This is a genomic window from Blastococcus tunisiensis, from assembly GCF_900112815.1.
In the GTDB taxonomy this organism is placed as follows: Bacteria; Actinomycetota; Actinomycetes; order Mycobacteriales; family Geodermatophilaceae; genus Blastococcus_B; species Blastococcus_B tunisiensis.
The window spans coordinates 1-17,509 of record NZ_FOND01000030.1 but is presented as its reverse complement, the minus strand read 5'-3'; the positions used below and the strand labels follow the sequence as shown (position 1 = coordinate 17,509).

The 17,509-nt window shown below is 75.0% G+C and carries 17 protein-coding genes and 1 riboswitch; of the genes, 9 read left to right on the top strand and 8 right to left on the bottom strand.

The window, feature by feature from the left end:
• Window positions 1–13 precede the first annotated feature (13 nt).
• Window positions 14–781: a DeoR/GlpR family DNA-binding transcription regulator gene (locus tag BM142_RS23005; RefSeq protein ID WP_092203692.1), complete on the top strand. Its 768-nt coding sequence runs from the start codon at window positions 14–16 to the stop codon at window positions 779–781.
• Window positions 782–897: 116 nt separating this feature from the next.
• Complete coding sequence (locus BM142_RS23000; protein ID WP_175527421.1) at window positions 898–1,953, top strand: porin PorA family protein; 1,056 nt, start codon at window positions 898–900, stop codon at window positions 1,951–1,953.
• 48 nt (window positions 1,954–2,001) lie between these two features.
• Here BM142_RS23000 and mug read toward each other — a convergent pair whose 3' ends face one another.
• Window positions 2,002–2,502 carry a G/U mismatch-specific DNA glycosylase gene (mug, locus tag BM142_RS22995; RefSeq protein WP_092203688.1) on the bottom strand — a complete coding sequence of 167 codons (501 nt, stop codon included), beginning with the start codon at window positions 2,500–2,502 and terminating at the stop codon, window positions 2,002–2,004.
• Between the two features lie 2 nt (window positions 2,503–2,504).
• Window positions 2,505–3,863 carry an alpha-amylase family glycosyl hydrolase gene (locus tag BM142_RS22990; protein ID WP_092203686.1) on the bottom strand — a complete coding sequence of 453 codons (1,359 nt, stop codon included), beginning with the start codon at window positions 3,861–3,863 and terminating at the stop codon, window positions 2,505–2,507.
• 193 nt (window positions 3,864–4,056) lie between these two features.
• Window positions 4,057–4,234: riboswitch (cyclic di-AMP (ydaO/yuaA leader) on the top strand.
• 13 nt (window positions 4,235–4,247) lie between these two features.
• On the opposite strand from BM142_RS22990, the gene BM142_RS22985 reads away from it, so the two are divergent.
• Entirely contained in the window at window positions 4,248–5,411 is a 1,164-nt protein-coding gene (locus BM142_RS22985; protein ID WP_254791189.1) for a C40 family peptidase, read from the top strand.
• A gap of 4 nt (window positions 5,412–5,415) precedes the next feature.
• On the opposite strand, the gene BM142_RS22980 is transcribed toward BM142_RS22985, so the two are convergent.
• Window positions 5,416–7,218 (bottom strand): DUF2207 domain-containing protein, encoded by a 1,803-nt coding sequence (locus BM142_RS22980; RefSeq protein WP_092203682.1) that lies wholly within the window; start codon window positions 7,216–7,218, stop codon window positions 5,416–5,418.
• Window positions 7,219–7,284: 66 nt separating this feature from the next.
• Window positions 7,285–7,482, bottom strand: a complete 198-nt coding sequence (locus BM142_RS22975) for a hypothetical protein (RefSeq protein WP_139228995.1) — start codon at window positions 7,480–7,482, stop codon at window positions 7,285–7,287.
• A gap of 126 nt (window positions 7,483–7,608) precedes the next feature.
• Between BM142_RS22975 and BM142_RS24945 the strand changes: the two genes are divergently transcribed.
• Both BM142_RS24945 and mqo read left to right on the top strand, forming a co-directional pair.
• Window positions 7,609–7,995, top strand: coding sequence for a YchJ family protein (locus BM142_RS24945; protein ID WP_092203678.1), 387 nt, complete (start codon window positions 7,609–7,611; stop codon window positions 7,993–7,995).
• A 225-nt stretch (window positions 7,996–8,220) separates the two neighbouring features.
• On the top strand, window positions 8,221–9,735 hold the full coding sequence (mqo, locus tag BM142_RS22965; RefSeq protein ID WP_254791187.1) for a malate dehydrogenase (quinone): 1,515 nt from the start codon (window positions 8,221–8,223) through the stop codon (window positions 9,733–9,735).
• Window positions 9,736–9,753: 18 nt separating this feature from the next.
• Here the strand turns inward: mqo and BM142_RS22960 are convergent, their stop codons facing one another.
• Complete coding sequence (locus BM142_RS22960; RefSeq protein WP_092203674.1) at window positions 9,754–10,731, bottom strand: patatin-like phospholipase family protein; 978 nt, start codon at window positions 10,729–10,731, stop codon at window positions 9,754–9,756.
• Window positions 10,732–10,887: 156 nt separating this feature from the next.
• On the opposite strand from BM142_RS22960, the gene BM142_RS22955 reads away from it, so the two are divergent.
• Together BM142_RS22955 and BM142_RS22950 are read left to right on the top strand one after the other, a co-directional pair.
• The gene (locus BM142_RS22955) at window positions 10,888–11,250 is read left to right on the top strand and encodes a DUF1330 domain-containing protein (RefSeq protein WP_092203672.1); all 363 of its coding nucleotides are present in this window, start codon (window positions 10,888–10,890) and stop codon (window positions 11,248–11,250) included.
• 37 nt (window positions 11,251–11,287) lie between these two features.
• Complete coding sequence (locus BM142_RS22950; RefSeq protein WP_175527419.1) at window positions 11,288–12,607, top strand: DUF2254 domain-containing protein; 1,320 nt, start codon at window positions 11,288–11,290, stop codon at window positions 12,605–12,607.
• Here BM142_RS22950 and BM142_RS22945 read toward each other — a convergent pair.
• Window positions 12,597–13,037 (bottom strand): NAD(P)H-dependent oxidoreductase, encoded by a 441-nt coding sequence (locus BM142_RS22945; RefSeq protein WP_092203668.1) that lies wholly within the window; start codon window positions 13,035–13,037, stop codon window positions 12,597–12,599. The genes BM142_RS22950 and BM142_RS22945 overlap by 11 nt on opposite strands.
• A gap of 86 nt (window positions 13,038–13,123) precedes the next feature.
• On the opposite strand from BM142_RS22945, the gene BM142_RS22940 reads away from it, so the two are divergent.
• Both BM142_RS22940 and BM142_RS22935 read left to right on the top strand, forming a co-directional pair.
• The gene (locus tag BM142_RS22940) at window positions 13,124–13,882 is read left to right on the top strand and encodes a DeoR/GlpR family DNA-binding transcription regulator (RefSeq protein ID WP_217640852.1); all 759 of its coding nucleotides are present in this window, start codon (window positions 13,124–13,126) and stop codon (window positions 13,880–13,882) included.
• Between the two features lie 38 nt (window positions 13,883–13,920).
• Window positions 13,921–15,213 (top strand): MFS transporter, encoded by a 1,293-nt coding sequence (locus BM142_RS22935; protein ID WP_092203666.1) that lies wholly within the window; start codon window positions 13,921–13,923, stop codon window positions 15,211–15,213.
• Here the strand turns inward: BM142_RS22935 and BM142_RS22930 are convergent.
• Together BM142_RS22930 and BM142_RS22925 are read right to left on the bottom strand one after the other, a co-directional pair.
• On the bottom strand, window positions 15,149–15,664 hold the full coding sequence (locus BM142_RS22930) for a DUF421 domain-containing protein (RefSeq protein WP_092203664.1): 516 nt from the start codon (window positions 15,662–15,664) through the stop codon (window positions 15,149–15,151). The genes BM142_RS22935 and BM142_RS22930 overlap by 65 nt on opposite strands.
• A 20-nt stretch (window positions 15,665–15,684) precedes the next feature.
• Window positions 15,685–16,923 carry a cation:proton antiporter gene (locus BM142_RS22925; RefSeq protein ID WP_254791185.1) on the bottom strand — a complete coding sequence of 413 codons (1,239 nt, stop codon included), beginning with the start codon at window positions 16,921–16,923 and terminating at the stop codon, window positions 15,685–15,687.
• Window positions 16,924–17,509: the final 586 nt, after the last annotated feature.

Below are 17,509 nucleotides of genomic sequence, written 5' to 3'. Positions count from 1 at the left end.
AGGAGGAGGCTCCGTGTACCCCGAGGAACGGCAGCAGGCGATCGCCCAGCTGGTCGGCCAGCGTGGCCGGCTGAGCGTGACCGCGACGGCGGAGCAGTTCGGGGTGACCACCGAGACCGTGCGGCGCGACCTCGCGGTCCTGGAGCGCGCCGGCATGCTGCGCCGGGTCCACGGCGGGGCCGTGCCCGTGCACGCGGTGGCGCTGGTCGAGCTCGGGCTCGGCGAGCGGACGGGCCGGCTCGCCGAGCAGAAGGCGCGGATCGCGGCCGCGGCGCTGGACTTCCTCCCCGGCATGAACGGCAGCATCATCCTGGACGGCGGGACGACGACGGCCGCCCTGGCCGAGCTGCTGCCCACCGACCGGCAGCTGCTGACCGTGACGAACGCGGTGCCCATCGCCGCCCGGCTCGCCACCGCGCCGGGCATCACGGTGCACCTGCTGGGCGGCCGGGTGCGCGGCGTGACGCAGTGCGCCGTCGGTGACGCCGGGGTCCGGACGCTGGGCAACCTGCGCGTCGACGTCGCCTTCCTCGGCACCAACGGGATCACCTCGACCTACGGGTTCACCACCCCGGACGAGGACGAGGCGCTGGTGAAGCGCGCGATGGTGCACGCGGGGCAGCGGGTGGTCGTGCTCGCCGACTCCAGCAAGCTCGAGCAGGAGACCCTCGTGCGGTTCGCCGCTCCCGAGGACGTCGACGTGCTCGTCACCGACGACGGCGCCGACCGCGACGTCCTCGCCGGGCTCGAGAAGTCCGGTGTCGAGGTCGTCCTCGTCTGAGAGCAGCCGGTGCCGGATCGAGCCGGAAGGGGTGCCTCCTGATGACCAACGCCCCTCGGGCGGGCACCATCCGGCGGTCACCCTGAGACCGGCACGCCGACCCGAGGGAGACCATCGTGAGACTGACCCGCGCATCCGTCGTCCTCGCCGTACTCGGCGTCCTGCTCATCGCCGGGGCGGCGGTGGTCCGCTTCGTCGTGGTGCCGTCGGCCAGCAGGCTGCCCGCGGATCTGGAGACCGGCCAGGACTTCGAGGGCACGTACTCCGGACTCAACCCGGCCGCCCTGGCCGGCGGTGCGGGTGACCTCCTCCTCCAGGACGTCCCGGTGACCGCCAGCCGCACGTACACGGTCGACTCCACCGACGGCGACACCGCCGTGATCACCCGCACCGTCGAGCGGACCATCGGCGGGCAGCCGGATCCCGCGACGACGATCCGGTACGCGGTCGACCGGACCGATTTCCGGTCCACGTCAGCGCCGTCGGGCATCGCGGATGTCGTGCCCAGCGAGGGACTGGTCTTCACCCTGCCCCTGGATCCGGAGACCGACGCCGACTACCGGCTCTGGGACCAGACGACCGCCGCCGCGTACCCGCTCAGCTACGAGGGCACGTCGACGCTGGCCGGCCGGACGGTGCGCGAGTACCGCTCGGTGGCCGACGGGCCCGTCGCCGATCCGGCGGCCCTGGACCTGCCGACATCGGTGACCAAGGCGCAACTCGTCGCGCTGCAGCCGGTGCTCGCCCGCCAGCTGCCCCCCGCGGTCCTCGCCCAGCTGCCCGCCGTCCTCGCGCAGCTGCCCGACGACGTGCCGGTGACGTACACGTCCGAGACGACCTCGACCGTGTTCGCCGACTCCGAGATCGGTGCGCCCATCGGGGCGGGCAGCACCCAGGAGATCACCGCACAGCTGGCGCTGGGGGCGACGGTGGCGGTGCCGTTCTCGACCATCGTGCTGACCAGCACCGACGAATCCGAGCAGGCGATGGCGGACGACACCGCCGGCAAGGCCGGCACGCTGAACCTGATGGGCACGGTCCTGCCGGTCGCGCTCGCGGTGCTAGGGCTGGCGCTCCTCGGGGCCGCCGCGTTGCTGGCCGTGCGGGCCGGCCGGGGAAGCGGGAGCCCGGGGGTCACGAGGCCCGATCTCCCGGCGCCGGCACGGGTCTGACGCGCAGGCCGCGGTGCGGGACCGCTGCGACCGGTCGATGCACAGCGCTCACGCGCGCAGCTGGGCGTAGAGGCGGGCCAGGTCCGGGAGCTGGACGTGGGCGTTGAGCCCGCTGGGGTTCGGCACCACCCAGGTGGTCGCCCCGCCGATCCGCTCCTGCTGCAGGCCCATGACCGCTTTGGGCCGCGCGAAGCCGGTCCGGTAGGCGGTGATCCCCAGGACGGCCAGCACCCGCGGGCGGTACTCCGCGACCAGGTCGGCGAGGGCCTCCGCGCCCTCCCGCAGCTCCTCACGGGTCAGCTCGGCGGCCGTCCGCGTCGGCCGGGAGGCCACGTTGGTGATGCCGAGCCCGAGCCCGGGCAGCTGCCGGTCCTCGTCCGGGGTGAAGAGCCGCGGCGTGAACCCCGCCCGGTGGATCGCCGGCCAGAAGCGGTTGCCCGGCCGGGCGAAGTGGTGCCCGCGCTCGGCGGACAGCACGGACGGGTTGATCCCGCAGAACAGCACGTCGAGATCCGGGGCGATCACGTCCGGCAGCGGCTTGTCCTCCACGCTCAGCCCTCGAGCACGGCCCAGCCGTGGGCGGGCAGCCGCACCCGGTCCCCCGCCAGGTCGGCGGCCCCGACCAGCAGCCCGCCGGCCCCGGGCACCGGCACCTCGACCGGCTGCTCCCCCACCGACAGCGCGACGACGAGCCGCCCGCCGTCGACCCGCTCGTCCTCGGCCCGGACCTCGTAGACCAACTGCTCGTTGGCGAGGTGCAGGGTCCTGGTCCGGGCGGTGTGCAGCCAGCGGTGCCGGCGGCGCAGGCCGATCAGCTCCTGGTGCAGGGAGTAGGTGGGCAGCCCTAGCGGCGAGAGCTCCGCCGGCGAGGCCGGGAACGGCGGGCGGACGGCGTCGTCCCCACCGGCCCGGTCCTCCTTGACCCCGCGGAAGGCGTGCTCGTCACCGGCGTAGACCGAGGGCGTGCCGCCGGCGGTGAGCAGCACGACCAGGGCGTGGGCGAGGTGGCGGTCGTCGGTGAGCCGGCTGGCGATGCGGGTGACGTCGTGGTTGCCCAGGAACGTGTACGGCACGAAGCCGTCGAGGAACCCGCCGTGCCGGGTCAGCGCCGCGTCGAGCTCGAAGAAGTTCGCGTCGTTGAGCGCGCTCCAGACGGCCTTCCACAGCTCGTACTGGGTGACCGCGTCGACGTGCGCCTCGGCGACGAAGCCGGCGTAGTCGCCGTGGATCACCTCGCCCATGAGATAGGCCGCCGGGTGCCGAGCGCGGACCCGGTCGGCCACGCCGGCCCAGAAGGAGGTCGGGACGGCGTAGGCGGCGTCGAGCCGCCAGCCGTCGACCCCGCGGTCGAGCCAGTGGCACATGACCTCGACGACCAGGTCGGCGACCGCCGGCGCGTCATGGTTCAGCGCGACGAGCGAGGAGTGCCCCTCGAAGTCGTCGTACTGCGGCTCGGTCCCGGGCCGCCACGCCTCCGGCCCGCCCGGCCACCGCAGCCGGAACCACCCCGCGGTCGGTGCCGAGGGGCCCTGCTCGAGCACCGCGCGGAAAGCCGGGTGCCCGCGGCCCACGTGGTTGAACACGCCGTCGAGCAGCACCCGGAGCCCGCGCGCGCGGCAGGCCGCGATCAGCGCGTCGAGGTCGGCGTCGTCGCCGAGCCGCGGATCGACCCGGAGGTGGTCGGTGGTGTCGTAGCCGTGCGTCTCGGCGGCGAACACCGGGCCGAGGGCGAGCCCGGACGCGCCGAGCTCGACCGCGTGGTCCAGCCAGCCGACCAGCCGGTCGAGCCGGTGGGTGACGGCCTGACCGGGCGTCGCCGACCGCTCGGCCCCGACGAAGCCGAGCGGGTAGACGTGCCACCAGATGGCGTCCTGCACCCAGCCCGGCTCGCGGGCACCGCTCGTCGACATGCCGCCGATGCTGCCCCACGGGCCGTCCGGTCATGCCCGCCGGTCGTCCGGCGCGCCCGTCACCTCCCGTGACCGGCGCGCGCGGGTACGGAGAAGTCCGGGGCGGATGCGTCCGATCCGCTGGTCGAGGGGCCCGGACGCACCTAGCGTGGGGCCGGTCCGAGCGGTTCCCCCGTCGCCCCCCGCGACCGCCGTCCGGACGCCGCCGAACCCTCGCCGGTGCACGTGCACCGGCACCCGGACCGGGGACCCATCGCACTCCCGGGGTGAAGCTCCCGACGGTCTGCCGCACCAGTAGCAGACCATCGTGGGCCGGGCGACTTCCCGCCCGAACCCGTCAGCTAACTCGGTAGGCGGCCGTGGAAGAAGGGACCACCCGCCGACGTGGCGAGTTCGCTCAACCCTGCCCGTTCCCGTGTGCCCGCGCTCGGCCGCCGTTCGGTGGTCGCGCTGCTCGCCGCCGGGGGCGTCGTCCTCACCTCGGTCCCGGCATCGGCCGCTCCCGGCCCCGCCACCTCGCAGGAGGCGGCGCAGCTGATCGCCGCGCGGGCACACGACCTCGAGGTCCTCACCGAGGAGTTCAACGAGACCCGCGAACGGCTCAAGGCCTCCCAGGAGGCGGCCGGCGCCGCCCGCGCCGAGCTCGCCGCCGCGGAGGCGGCCCTCACCGAGGCCCGCGACCGGATCCGGACCGTGGCCCGCAGCGCCTACACCGGCGACCGGCTCGGCACGCTCCAGGCGCTGGTCACGAGCGGCTCCCCCACCGAGCTGCTCGGCCGGGCCGCCCTCCTCCAGTCGATCGCCGACCACAACAACGGCGTGCTCGGCGTCGCCGAGGAGGCCGACGAGACGGCCGACCGGGCGAAGGCCGAGGCCGAGCGGGCCGCGGCCGAGGCGCAGGAGCAGGTCGACCGGGTGTCGGCGCAGCGCGACCGGCTCGACGGGGAGATCGCCGTCTACCAGGCCGCGTACGAGCGGCTGACCGCCGAGGAGCAGCGGGCCGCCCGCGCCGAGGCCGAGCGGCACGCGGCCGCCCAGGCGGCGGCGGCCGAGCAGGCCGCGGCCCAGCGGGCTGCCTCCGAGCAGGCGACCGGACAGCCCGCCGCGCCACGCCGGGAGGCCCCCCGGGCCGAGGCCCCGGCGCCGGCACCGGCCCCGGCGCCCGCCCCGGCCGCCGCCCCGGCCGGGGGCGGCAGCGGCGCCGCGCGGACCGCGGTGGACACCGCCATGGCACAGATCGGCGACCCGTACGTCTGGGCCGCCGCCGGCCCGAACGCCTTCGACTGCTCCGGCCTGGTCCAGTACGCCTATGCGGCGGCCGGGATCAGCCTGCCGCACTCGAGCCGGATGCAGTCGACCATGGGCACAGCGGTGTCGCGAGCCGCCCTGCAACCCGGTGACCTGCTGTTCTTCTACAGCCCGGTCAGCCACGTCGGCATCTACATCGGCAACGGCCAGATGGTGCACGCCTCGACCGCCGGCGTGCCGGTCAAGACGGCGTCCATCGACTCCATGGGCAGCTTCTCCGGCGCGCGCCGGATCGCCTGACCGCTCACCAGCTGCCGCCGCCACCGCCGCCCGCGCCGCCGCCGACGTAGGTCGAGCCGCTCCCGCTCGCCGACGCCGGCGGCGCCAGGGCGGGGTTGCTGGCCGAGGAGAACACCAGGAGGGCCGGCCACACCGCCGCGCGCCGGGACGAGGGCACGTACCAGTCCGGGATGGGGCCGGCGGCGGAGCCGACCTGCCCGGCCCACTCGTCGGCCACGCCCAGCGCCACGGCGTGCGGCAGGTAGCGGATCCGGGGATCGGAGCGCGCGGCCGAGGCGACGTCGTCCACCCGTCCGTGCTCGGCCAGCCATCGCGGATCGGCCGCGGCGAGGTGCTCGCGGAAGGCCGCCACCTGGTCGCGCAGCGCCTCGCCGGCCGGCGTCCGCCGGGGCATCCGCCCGGCGAGGCCGAGGACGACGAGGCCGGCCAGGACGACGCCGGTGGCGCCCAGCGCCCAGGTGGAGGTGAGCGCCAGGACGACGGTGAGCACGATGCCGGCCACGAGGACCGCGGCGCCGATGCCGTACCAGCGCCGGCGGATGGCGGCCGGGTCGGAGTGGAACCAGCCCAGCTGCACGACGTCGGCGTACATCGCCGCGCACACGTCGGACTCGATCCGGCCGAACCGGTCCTGCACGTCGGAGAGCACGACCTCGTCCCCGTCGGCGAAGAAGGCCTCGAGCAACCGCTGCTCGTAGGGCCGCAGCCCGGCCGGTGGCGCCGCCCGGACGAGCCGCCAGTCCGTCGGGGTGCCGCCGTCGGCGCCGGGGTCCCCGACCTCCTCGATGCGCAGGAACCCCCGGACGGCGAGGTCGAGCAGGGTGGCCGTCACCTCGTGCCGCTGCGCGTAGCCGTCCAGGAGGGTGCCGAGCTGCGCCGGCCGGCCGGCCTGCGGCGGGGTGAACTGGGGCGGGACCGGCCCGCCGGCCCGCGGGGCGCGGGTGCGCCGCAGCCGCAGCACCGCGGGCGCGGCGAGCACCAGCAGGCCGGCCACGGCCAGCCCCACCGTCGCCGGGCTGGCGCGGAACGCCCGGGCCGGGCTGAAGGTGTCCTCGTAGACCGGCCGGGCCCCGGGGAACGTGCCGGCCGGGAAGGTGGCGCTGACCGTCACCCCCTCCCCCGCACCGAGGCCCGTGGCGCCGTAGCGGACGGAGCCGTCGGCGAGCGCCTCCACCCGGCAGGGTCCGGCGTCCCCCTCGCCGCCGACCGCGCAGTCCGCGTCCACCGGCGGCGCGCCGTCGGGACCGGACAGGAGCACCTCCACGTCGTCGATCGGCACCTCCCAGCCGGTGCCCACGGCGTTCCACGCCAGCCGGTCGGTTCCCGCCCCGGTGTCGGCGACGGCGTCGACCCGGTAGCTCAGCACGTAGGTGTGCCGCCCGCTGATCTCCTCGTCCGGGTCGCCCACCCGGATGGTCAGCGCGCCGCTCTCGGCGGTCACCTCGGTCGCGTCCGGTGCGCCGGTGGGGCTGTCGACCCGGATGTCGCTCACCGGGTAGCGGCGGTCACGGGTCTGCTCGTACGGCGCACGGTCCGGCAGGATCCGGACGATGCCGTGCCGGGCCTCCCCGGCGAAGTCGTAGTCGATCGTCTCCTCGACGAGGAGGCCGCCGTCGCGGTCGGCCGCGATGTCCACCTCGTAGGAGCGGATGGCCTCGGCCCGCGCCTCCCCCGTGCACCCGGCGAGCGCCAGCCCCGACAGGCCCAGCACGACCAGGCGCCCCGTCCACCGCCGTGCGGCACCCTGCGCCATCCCTGCCCCCGCATCGTCGGGGCCGGTACCGATCCGGCCACCGCCGGCGATCATGGCACCCGTCCCCGTCGTCCCGCGGTCGCTCGCCCGGGACGGCGCGGTCGCGCCCCCGAGGTCCGCTCAGGACCAGGGCGGGCGGTCGAGGCCGCTCCGGCGAGCGGCGTCGAGCCGCGAGAGGGTGCGCGCACCGTCCACGACGTCGGCACCCCACCTCCGGAGGGCCTCGCCGAAGGAGCCGGACACCGGCGGACCGGAGGGATGCGCCGCCATGGCCCGCAGGGCCAGGACCCCGAGCAGCAGGACGATCACCGTGCCCACGTTCCCCACCTCGCTGCCTTCCGAGCTCCGTCGTCCGTGCACCCACCCTCCGTCGCATCCAGGCGACGGACAAGTGGCAGGAACGCCGCCCGCCGCAGCGTTCCTGCCATCGACGAGACTGGAGCCGTGCCTCCCGGTCCGTGCCCCTGCGGCAATGGTCTTACGTACGCCGAGTGCTGCGGCCGGCTGCACGACGGGACGGTGGCGGCGGCGTCGGCGGAGCAGCTCATGCGCTCCCGGTACAGCGCCTTCGCCGTCGCGGCCCCGGACTACCTGCTCGCCACCTGGCACCCGAGCACGCGACCGCGGAGCCTGCGGCTCGACCCGGCCCTGCGGTGGACCGGCCTGGAGGTGCTGGCCACCACCGGCGGCGCACTGCTGAGCGCCGAGGGCACCGTCGAGTTCCGGGCCCACCACGTCGCGGGTGGCAGGCGGGGCGTGCAGCACGAGAACAGCCGGTTCCTCCGCGAGGGCGGCCGGTGGTGCTACCTGGACGGCGTCGCGCTCGGCTGATCCGTCCTGCCGGTCCGCCACCACCACCCGGACGGGGGGGCGCGCGCGGGCGCGCACCGGTCGTCCGACCTGCGGGAACGGCCTCCCGGACGCCCGGATCGTGGCGGATTTCACCGGCTTGGGATTCCTCACACCGCGCGGACTGCATGTCGGTGCCGGTTTCGTCCGACGATCAGTAGGACGGCGCCCGCGGGCGCGACCCCCTGGACGGCCGGAGAGGCAGACGTGACATCCGAGAGCGGCGTAGCAGCCGGCGGCGTACCCGACAGCGCGAACCCCGATGTGGTGCTGGTCGGCGGCGGCATCATGAGCGCCACGCTCGCCGCGCTGATCGACGTCGTCGCGCCGCAGTGGAGCGTGACCGTCTTCGAGTCCGCCGACGACGTCGCGACCGAGAGCTCGGACGCGTGGAACAACGCCGGCACCGGCCACGCCGCCCTGTGCGAGCTGAACTACACGCCGGCCGGCCCCGACGGCCGCGTCGACCCGGCCAAGGCCGTGACGATCAACGAGCAGTTCCAGGTGTCCCGCCAGTTCTGGGCCGCCCTGGTGCGCGGCGGCATGACCGGCTCCCCCAAGGAGTTCATCACCCCGGTCCCCCACCTCGGCTTCGTCACCGGCGAGGCCGGCCGCGCGTACATGCGCGCCCGTCACCAGGCCCTCGCCGCACAGCCGCTGTTCGCGGGCCTGGAGTACACCGAGGACCCCGCCGAGCTCGCCGGGTGGGTGCCGCTGATGATGGCCGGCCGCGACCCGTCGGAGCCGGTCGCGGCGACCCGCTCGTCGGCCGGCACCGACGTGAACTTCGGTGCCCTCACCCGGCTGCTGCTCCAGGACGGCGAGTCCCGCGGCCTGGCCGTGCACCGCAACCAGCGCGTCACCGGCCTGGACAAGGAGTCCGACGGCCGCTGGAAGGTGACCGTCCGGGACACCCGCACCGGTGAGCCGCGGGTCGTCCGCACCCGGTTCGTCTTCGTCGGCGCGGGCGGCGGCGCCCTGCCGCTCCTGCAGCGCGCGGGCATCCCCGAGATCCGCGGGTTCGGCGGGTTCCCGGTCAGCGGCCAGTTCCTGCGCACGACCTCCCCGGAGCTGGTCGGCAGCCACCAGGCGAAGGTCTACGGCCAGGCAGCCGTCGGCGCGCCGCCGATGTCGGTCCCGCACCTGGACCTGCGGCTCATCGACGGCGACCACTCCCTGCTCTTCGGCCCCTACGCCGGCTTCTCGCCGAAGTTCCTCAAGTCCGGGTCGCTGTTCGACCTCCCGTCGAGCGTCACGCCCGGCAACCTGGGTTCCATGCTCGGCGTCGCACGGACCGAGCTGGGCCTCACGCGCTACCTGGTCAAGGAGGTCCTGCAGTCCCGCTCCGCCCGGCACGCGACGCTGACCGATTTCGTGCCGCTGGCAGAGCAGCACGACTGGGACCTGATCACCGCGGGGCAGCGCGTCCAGGTGATCAAGCGGGACCCGGCCACCGGCCGCGGCGTCCTCCAGTTCGGCACGGAGCTGATCGTCGGCGGGGACGGGACCATCGCCGGGCTGCTCGGCGCCTCTCCCGGCGCCTCGACCGCGGTCTCGGCGATGCTCACCCTGCTGGAGCAGTGCTTCCCCGACCGGATCCCGGCCTGGCGTCCGGCGCTGCAGGAGGTCATCCCCTCCTACGGGCACCGGCTGTCCGAGGAACCCCGGCTGCTCGCCGAGGTGCGGGCCGAGACCATGCAGGTGCTCGAGCTCAACGGCTGACGTCGGCCGACCAGCGGTCTACTCCCCCCGGCCGGCGGCCTCGCGGAGCAGGGCAGCTGCCCCGGGGCTCGCAGCATGGGCGCCCGCGGCGAGGAACGACCGCTGCATCACCTCGTCCAGCCGTCGGCGGGACATCATGTCGGTGCCCATGGCCTGCTGCTCGCCGGGTCCCGGGGCGAAGACGACGGTCCGCACCCCGTCGGCCTCCAGCGCCCGCACCTCACGCCGCAACAGGCGGTCGGAGTACCGGCGGACCGAGGACAGGACGCCGGGATGCCAGCCGGCCGGTCCGCTCATGGGTGCGACGACGACCGCCACGTCCAGGCCCTGACCGCGCAGGACCGCCGCGTTCGTCGGCGAGTGCGCGCCGCCGTCGACGTAGCTGTGCCGACCGATCCAGACCGGCGCGAAGTAGCCCGGCACGGCGCAGGAGGCCCCGACGGCCCGGTGGATCGGCGCCTCCGGCGCCTCGGGGCGGCCGAAGACGACACGGCGGCCGTCGCGGCGGCGTACGGCGCAGATCCACAGGTCCGGCGTCGGCCACCCGGGGCCCTCGATCTCCCGCAGCGCCGACAGCTGCTCGAGGATGTCGTGCCGACCGGGCGCCATGAGCGCCATGCCCGCGGCCACGGGCCGGAACCGCAGCGGACGGGTCACCGCACGCGCCACCATGTGCCGACCGGGCGGCCGCAGCGGACGGCGGAGGAGGGAGAGCGGGCGGAACGGGTCGAGCTCGGGGGGCGTCGTCTCGGCCAGCCTCCTGAGGACGCCGTCGTCGCCGGACAGCGGGGCCTTCACCGTCCAGGCCGCCAGATCCTCCGGTGAGACGCCGAACCGCAGCAGGGTCCCGGTGATCGACCCGGCCGACGTGCCGACGATGACGTCGGCCGTCCGTGCGTCGAACCCGACGTCGTGCTGGAGGACGGCCAGCACAGCCGCGTGGTACGCCTGTCCGACGACGCCGCCGGCACCCAGCACCAGGCCCACCCGAGTCACCGTTCGAGCCTGGCACGCGTCCCGCCCCCGAGCAGGCCGGACCTGGTCGTGCCGGAACAGCGCCCCGCACGTCGGGCGGATCGCACGCGGCCGGGATCCGGCGATCGTCGACCGGTTGTCCGGCCGCGGCCGGCGTCGCTTGCTAACTTCGCCGCCATGGCTGTCGATCCCCGCGGTGCCGACCTCAAGCGCTACCTCCAGGAGGACCCCGGCGGTCCGGTGGTGATGCTCAACCTGCTGCGCTACGCCGAGGGGGGCCGCGAGCTCTACGCGCAGTACGCCGAGGCGCTGCGCAGCACCTTCCTGCCGCGGTACGGCGGCGAGGTGCTCTACGCCGGCGACGGGTCGACCTCGCTCGTGGCCGAGGACGGCCAGGCCTGGGACAGCGTGCTGCTCGTGCGCTACCCGTCCCGCGAGGCCTTCAGCCGGATGGTCGCCGACCCCGAGTACCAGCAGGTCACCGAGCTGCGGACCCGCGCGCTCACCGAGGCGGTCCTGCAAGCCACCCATGGCTGGTAGCCCCCGGAGCGGCCCGTGGGCCGCGATCATGGCGCGGATGCGCAGCTCCCTGTGGCCGGTGCCCGTGCTGGGCATCGTCCTCGCGATCGGTCTGGGCATCGGCCTGCCGGCGCTCGACGAGGCGCTGGCCCGCGACGGCGCCAACCCGTTGATCTTCGTGTTCGGCGGGGGTCCGTCGGCCGCGCGCGACCTGCTCGCCGCCATCGCCGGCTCGCTGATCTCGGTGACCGGCCTGACCTTCTCGTTCACCGTCGTCGCGCTCCAGCTGAGCAGCAGCCAGCACTCGCCCCGGCTGCTGCAGACGTTCGTCACCGACCGGGTCGTCCAGCTCACGCTGGCCCAGCTCGTGGCCACCTTCGTCTACGCCCTCACCGTGCTGCGGACCGTCCGGTCGGAGAGCTCGACGGAGGACGAGAGCGCCTTCGTGCCGCATCTGTCGATCACCGTCGGGTTCGCGCTCACCCTGATCAGCGTCGTGGCCCTCGTGCTCTTCCTCGGGCACCTGGCCCGATCGCTGCGGGTGGAGACGATGTACCGGGACGTCCACGACGAGGCGACGCAGACCTACGCCCGCGAACTCCCGGACCGGGACGAGGAGCCCGTTCCCGCGCTGCCGCACGGGCCGGACACCCAGCTGCGCGCCCGGTCCAGCGGATTCGTCGTCGACGTGGACCCGGATCCGGTCGTCGCCGCGGCGGCCGAGTGCGGAGCGGTGGTGCTGCTCGCCGCGAGGATCGGCGACTCGGTCGTGGAGGGCACCCCGCTCGCCTCCGCCTGGCCGGCCGCGGTGGGCGGGGAGGTGGACGTCGACACCGTGGAGAAGGCCGTGAACCGTGCCGTGCGGCTGGAGTTCGAGCGCTCGCCGAACCGGGACATCGCCTACAGCCTCCGGAAGGTCGTCGACATCGTCGTCCGGGCGCTCTCCCCCGGGACGAACGACCCGACGACCGCCGTCCACGGGCTCTCGCACGTCTCGGCGCTGCTCGGCGAGCTGGTGTCCCGGCCACCGCGTCCGTCGGCCTTCCGCGACGACGAGGGCGTGCTGCGCCTCGTCGTCCCGCAGTGGGACGTCGCCACCCTCGTCCGACTGGGGGTCGAGGAACCGATCCAGTTCGCCTCCGGGCAGCCGGCCGTGCTGCGCCGGCTGGCCGGTCTCCTGCGCGAGGTGGCCTGGCGCGCCCCCCGGGGGGCCGTCGACGAGGTCGTCGAGGAGTACCTCCGCCAGGTGATCGACCTGGCCCGGGAGTCGACGTCGGTGCCCCGGTCGGAGACCGAGGACTGGACGCGGGAGGTCGCGGACGCGCTCGCGGGCCGGTGGGTCCCCACCCGGCCGGAGGGCTCCGTCGTCAGAGGCTGATCGCCACCGTGGCGGCGAGCTCCCGGCAGGCGTCCAGGTCGGCGGACGACGGCGGACCGGTGAGGCTCAGCGGTGCGGCGACCTGCTTCCAGCGCAACGCGCCGGTGATCCGCCCGATCGCCGTCAGCGCGCCGGCCGTGTCGTCCCCGCCGTGCACGTAGACCCCGTAGGGCAGCCCGACGGTGCCGTCGAGGCAGGGGTAGTACACGGTGTCGAAGAAGTGCTTGAGCGCACCGGACATGTAGCCGATGTTGGCCGGGGTGCCGAGCAGGACGCCGTCGGCCGCCAGCAGGTCCGCGGCACCGGCCGACAGCGCCGGCCGGGTCACGAGCTCCGCCTCCTCCACCATGGCGGCGCCCTCGCGAACCGCCTCCAGCAGCGCCTGGAGGTTCGGCGACGGGGTGTGGTGGACGACGAGCAGCCGGGGCACCCCAGCATCCTCCCCGTTGCCTCGCTCCGGGGCGTTTCGCACAGGCATCCTGTTCGCGAGAACACCGGCCGTGTACGTTCGCCGGCGTGGACAGCGCGACCCGCCAGACGGAGATCCTCGGCCGGCTCCGCGTCGACGGGCACGTCGACGTGGCGGCACTGGCCACCTCCCTGGGGACGTCGGAGATGACCATCCGCCGCGACCTGGACACGCTGGCCGAGAGCGGGGCGCTGCGGCGGGTGCGGGGCGGCGCGATCAGCCTGATGACCCGCGGTGAGGAGCTGCCGTTCGGGCTGCGCGCGGTCGAGGCGTCGGCCACGAAGGGGCGCATGGCGGCCGTGGTGGCCGGTCTGCTCCGCGACGGCGAGGCCGTCGTCGTCGACAGCGGGACGACCGGGCTCGCGGTGGCCCGGGCGGTCGCAGGTCGCCGGCTGACGGTCATGCCGTTGTCGGTGCACGCCCTGCCGGCTCTGTCCGCCGACCCCGCCACGACCCTCCTCGTGCCCGGCGGCACCGCACGGTTCGGAGAGGGGTCCCTCGTCGGCCCCATGACCGAGGCCGCGCTGCGCGGCCTGCGGTTCGACACCGTCGTCCTGACCTGCTGCGGCTTCTCGGCCAGGGACGGCGTCATGGCCTACGACGTGCAGGACGCGGCGGTGAAGCGCGCGGCCGTGGAGTCCGCCGACCGCGTCGTGCTGGTGGCGGAGGCCGCCAAGTTCGCCCGCTCCGCGCTGGTCGTCGTGTGCCCCGCCAGCTCGATCGACGTCCTCGTGACCGACGAGGAGGCCCCCGCCGACGCGGTGGCGGCGCTGACCGACGCCGGCGTCGACGTCCTCCGCGCCTGACCCCCGGCTCCGCGACCCGACCACCGACAGGACCACCCATGCCGTCCGACCTCGCCCCGGCACCGACCCGGCAGCTGCGCCGCGCGCGGGTGGCCGTCGCCGCCTGCTTCTTCCTCAACGCGGTGTTCTTCGCCAACCTGGTTCCGCGGCTGCCGCTGATCAAGGAGGAGCTGGGACTCAGCAACTCCTCGCTGGGCGCGGCGCTCGCCGCGATGCCGCTGGGTGCTCTCCTGGCCGCGCTCTCCTCGGCCGCCCTCATCCGCCGGTTCGGCTCGGCCCGCGTGGCCAGCAGCGGGCTGGTGCTGCTCGGCCTCTCGCTCTGGACGGTAGCGCTGGCGCCCAACTGGTTCGCGTTCGCCGCCGCCATGCTGGTCGCCGGTGGACTCGACGCGGTGATCGACGTCGCGCAGAACGCGCACGGCCTCCGGGTGCAGCGGCTCTACCGGCGGTCCATCCTCAACGGCTTCCACGGCCTCTGGAGCATCGGCGCCGTCAGCGGCGGGCTGCTCGGGTCGGCCGCCGCCGGGCTGGGCGTCCCGCTCGTCGTCCACCTCGGTGCGTCGGCCGTCGTCTTCGGCGCCGTGGCGGTGCTCGCCTCCCGCGCGCTCCTCCCCGGCGGCGACGACGACGACCGGGCGGCCGTGGACGCCCCCGCCGTCGGCGAGTTCGTGGCCGCCGCCCAGCGGCGGGACGGGCGCCGCACCGCCGTCCTCGCCCTGGCGGCGCTCGGCGTCCTCGGCACGTGCGGCGCGTTCGTCGAGGACGCCGGGGCCTCGTGGAGCGCGCTCTACCTGCGCACCGAACTGGCCGCCGGGGCCGCGACGGCGGGGCTGGGCTTCGTCGCGCTGCAGGGCGCCATGACGGTGGGGCGGCTCACCGGGGACCGGGTGGTCGACCGGTTCGGCCAGCGGCGGGTCGTCCAGGCGGGCGGCGTCCTGATCGCCGTCGGCATGGGTCTGGCGCTCGCCGTCCCCTCGGTGGCGAGCACGCTGGCCGGCTTCGCGCTCGCCGGTCTCGGTGTCGCCACGCTGATCCCCGCCGTCTACTCCGCCGCCGACGACCTCCCGGGGTTGCGCCGCGGGACCGGCCTGGCGGTCATCAACTGGCTGCTGCGCATCGGGTTCCTGCTGTCCCCGCCGCTGATCGGGGTGCTCGCCGATGCCACGAGCCTCCGCGTGGCCCTGCTGACCGTGGTCGCGGCCGGGCTCGGCGCGCTCCTGCTGGGCGGGTGCTCCGCCCGCGGCCGACCGGCCCGGCGACGGCGGCTCAGTCGCCGTAGCCCCGCACGCCCGACAGGCTCGAGCCGTTCCCGAACTGCTGGGCCGAGATGATGCTCATCGTCCCGTCGCTCTCGAGCACCACGGCCGCGACCGAGGAGACGTCCCCGGAACCGTTGGACCGCACGGCCTGCCGGATCTCGTCCATCGACACCCGCTCGTCCCGCAGCGCCGACTCGATCGCCTCGCCGTTCCGCAGGAGCAGCGTGGGACGTGCCGTCACCCAGTTCCGCGCGACGGGCCAGCGGGAGGTCAGCAGCGCCACGGCGGTCTGCAGGCCCGCGAGGACCGCGAGGGCCACCGCGCCCTCGGTCCAGGACACGTCGGAGCTGAGCAGGATGGTGGCCAGGGTGGACCCGAGGGCGACCGTGACGACGAGGTCGAAGGCGTTCAGCTTGGCCAGCGTCCGCTTCCCGGACAGCCGCAGGATGAGCAGCACCGTGACGTAGGCGCTGGCCCCGATGACCAGGACCCGGCCCAGGTCGGACCACGAGTCGAACCACATGGATCGTTCCTCTCAGCTCGCTATCGGGCCCGGCTCGGGGACTGGTCGACGGCCGCGTCGGAGGACGTGGCCCGGCGGTACAGCACCCGCCCGGGCGTGGAGGTGATCCCGTGCACCACGGTGCTGACCGCGACGACCAGGGTGCCGGCGGCGAGGACGACCGGGTCGAGGCGGAGGCGTTCGGCCTCGAGCACGAGGTAGAAGATCGCCGACACCCCGATCGGGCCGAACCAGCCCAGGAAGAGCGCGTCCGGCCGGCCCAGGCGCAGCGGCCGGCGCAGCAGCCACAGGACCGGCGGCCGCCGCAGCAGCAGGACGGCCAGGGCCAGCGCCGGGCCGCGCCAGCCCAGGTCCACCCACGCCTCCCACGGCAGGACGGCGCCGAACGCCACGAACATCGGCAGCACCAGGAAGCGGTTCACCGCCTCGTCCATGGGGGCGTCGTCGGTGCGATCGGCGCCGGTGCTGACGAGGTTGAAGGCCAGGCCGGCGACGAAGACCGCAAGGATGCCGTCGACGTGCACCAGCCCGGACAACCCGAGCACGGTGAGGGCCAGCACCGCGGTGAACAGCAGGCGGGGCCCGGTATCGGTGGAGCCGTGCTCCTCGCCGACCGCGAGCGCGCGACCGCCCAGCCAGCCGATCCCCGCGCCCAGGGCGACCGCACCCAGCACCTGCCAGAGCGACTCGAGCACCGCCGCACCGATCGTCTCCGATCCGGCGAGCGCCACCGCGATCAGCACCAGTGGCAGGGCCAAGCCGTCGTTCGCGCCCGACTCCAGCGACAGGACCTGGCGGTCGCGCTCGGGCAGGTCCTCCTCGGCCGGCCCACCGGTGACCACGCTGGACGCCAGCACCGGGTCGGTCGGGCACAGCGCCGCGCCGAGCAGTGCCGCGGTCCCCAGCCCGACGCCCAGGACCAGGGCGGAGAGCCCCGCCGTCACCAGCGCCATGACCGGCATCGCGACCGCCAGCAGGAGCAGGACCGGCCGCAGCCGGGACCGCGCGGCGCCGAAGGGGTACCGCAGTGCCACGGACATGACGGAGATGGCCAGCAGCGCCCGCGTGGCCGAGTGCAGCCAGGTGGAGTCCTCGGTCACCGGTCGCAGGTCCAGCACACCCGTGACGGCCGGCCCCAGCAGGACACCGGCCACCAGGGCGAGGACCGGTTCGGACAGCGGCAGCCGGCGCAGCCGCTCGGACAGGGCGGCCACGACCAGCCCGAGCACGCCGGCCCCCACCAGCAGGATGTCGATCACGGCCGCTGCTCCTCTCGCCCGTCGTCACCGTCGTCACCGTCGGCACCGCGTGCCCGTGCGTCCCTGCCCCGGACCGCCGGACGCGACACGCGGGCACACCACGGCGTGCGGGTCGGACGACGGTGAGCTGCCGCACGGGCCGGGTAGGGGGCGGCGGAACGGTGCACCCGCACCAATCTCGACTGCGCAGCAGCGTGCCGGCGCTGCGAACAGGCCTGCCGCGAGCTGATCGCGTCGCTGGGCTGATATGTAGTCCCTCGCTGTCAAGAGGGCAGGGCGAGGCGCCGCCGGGGCTGGGTGCTCTGGCGGCGCCTCGCTTTTGTGCTGGCTCGGATCGGCGGTGCGACGGGGTGAGCGTGTCGGTGCGACGCGCGGTCGATGCTGATATTCGCGGGTTGGTTCCGCAGGACGGCGTTCGGCGGGGGGCGCTTCGGCGTGTCTGAGGTCGAGCGTCACGCTCGTCGAACCGTACTGGTGGGTCGGCGTCGTGGCTCACAGCCCAATCGCCGGTTCGGCCCCTCGCGCTGCTGCCCGTCGGTGCCCGATACGAGCCAGGTCTGTGATGGGTCGGCTTGCTCCTGCTCCT